The sequence below is a fragment of the Ruminobacter amylophilus genome (genome assembly GCF_900115655.1).
Taxonomy (GTDB): Bacteria; Pseudomonadota; Gammaproteobacteria; order Enterobacterales; family Succinivibrionaceae; genus Ruminobacter; species Ruminobacter amylophilus.
Window position 1 is genome coordinate 1 of sequence record NZ_FOXF01000110.1, and the last position, 1274, is coordinate 1274.

Consider the following 1274-nt stretch of genomic DNA (forward strand, 5'->3'; position numbering starts at 1 on the left):
ACCAATGCCGCCATTCACGGACTTGATGACAGCGTTAAGACCGTAACCGATTCAATTCAGGCACAGACCAAAACTGTTACTGACCTAGGTAGCGAGCAAAGCAAGGTAACAAAGGAAATCAGCAAGGCTCTCAGCACTCAGAATTCCCAACAGAAAGACGCCAATACAACTCTTGCCGAGCAGAAGAAAATCATGCAGGAGCAGGAAACCGAAATCAAAAAGGTAACCAAGGCCGTGGACGCACAGACCGGAGTTCTGCAGAAAAATGCCGGCGGCTGGAAAATGCTGATGACGGGTTTTGCCATCAAGTTTGCCTCTGAAATCGTGGACGGTTTTAAGAGCATAATCTCTACCGGACTTGAAGCATCCCGTGTTTACGAGGATATGTCAGCAAGACTGACTCCATTGGTTGGTGATTTGGAAACTGCGCAGAAAACTTTCTGGAGCCTTAACGGTCTTGAGGATGAGACAGCTACCGCTACCGATAAACTTGCCAAAGCCTTTGTGGATTTAGGTAATAACGGTCTTACCAACTCAAATGAGCAGCTTAAGACCTATGCCACCATTGCCCATGGTACCGGTAGAGACATCAACACCTTAACTGATGCGGTTATTGCCTTCTCTCAAGGCTCAACCAAAGCACTCCGGCAGTTCGGCATTACGGCAAAGGACAACGGTGACACCATTTCCTTAACCTACAAAGGCTCTACCACCGAGATTGAAAAGAACAGCAAGGCTCTTGATGAGTACCTTTCCAACCTTGCCAGAAACAATTTTGACGGAGTGCTGGAAACTAAACTCAACACTGTATCTGCCGCTACCGGAAGACTTGATAACGCCTGGGGTACTTTCTGTACCAGACTCATGCAGTCAAACGGCGGTTTCGGTGAGCTCATCATCATGGGTAATGACTTTCTTGCCAATACCCTGAATGGTATTTCTGAATGGCTGGACGACCCTGCGGTAATTGAATGGTTCCACAATCTTGCAAAAACGGTACGTGAAACCTTTGAGGGAATACGCACCGCATGGGAAGGTGTGAAGGACTTTTTCAGAGATACCCTTGAGCTTATCGGTGTTGAAATGAAGGACGGAACCGGGAACTGGAAGCTTTTCTTTTCAAACTTTTTTCAGTTTGCCCAAATTGGCCTTCTTGAGCTTAGTCAGAAAGTCGGAGAACTGTGGGATAACACTATCGGCTACCTCAATGCCATTGGTGAAGGTATCGGAACTTCTCTTTCCGGAGGAACCTTCTCGGAAGGCTTTGATTTTGC

General features: G+C 47.1%; 1 protein-coding gene. It reads left to right on the forward strand.

What is annotated here, in order from left to right; all coding sequences use genetic code 11:
• On the forward strand, positions 1-1274 hold a 1274-nt coding region (locus BMY80_RS11975; protein ID WP_093143975.1), incomplete at both ends, for a tape measure protein.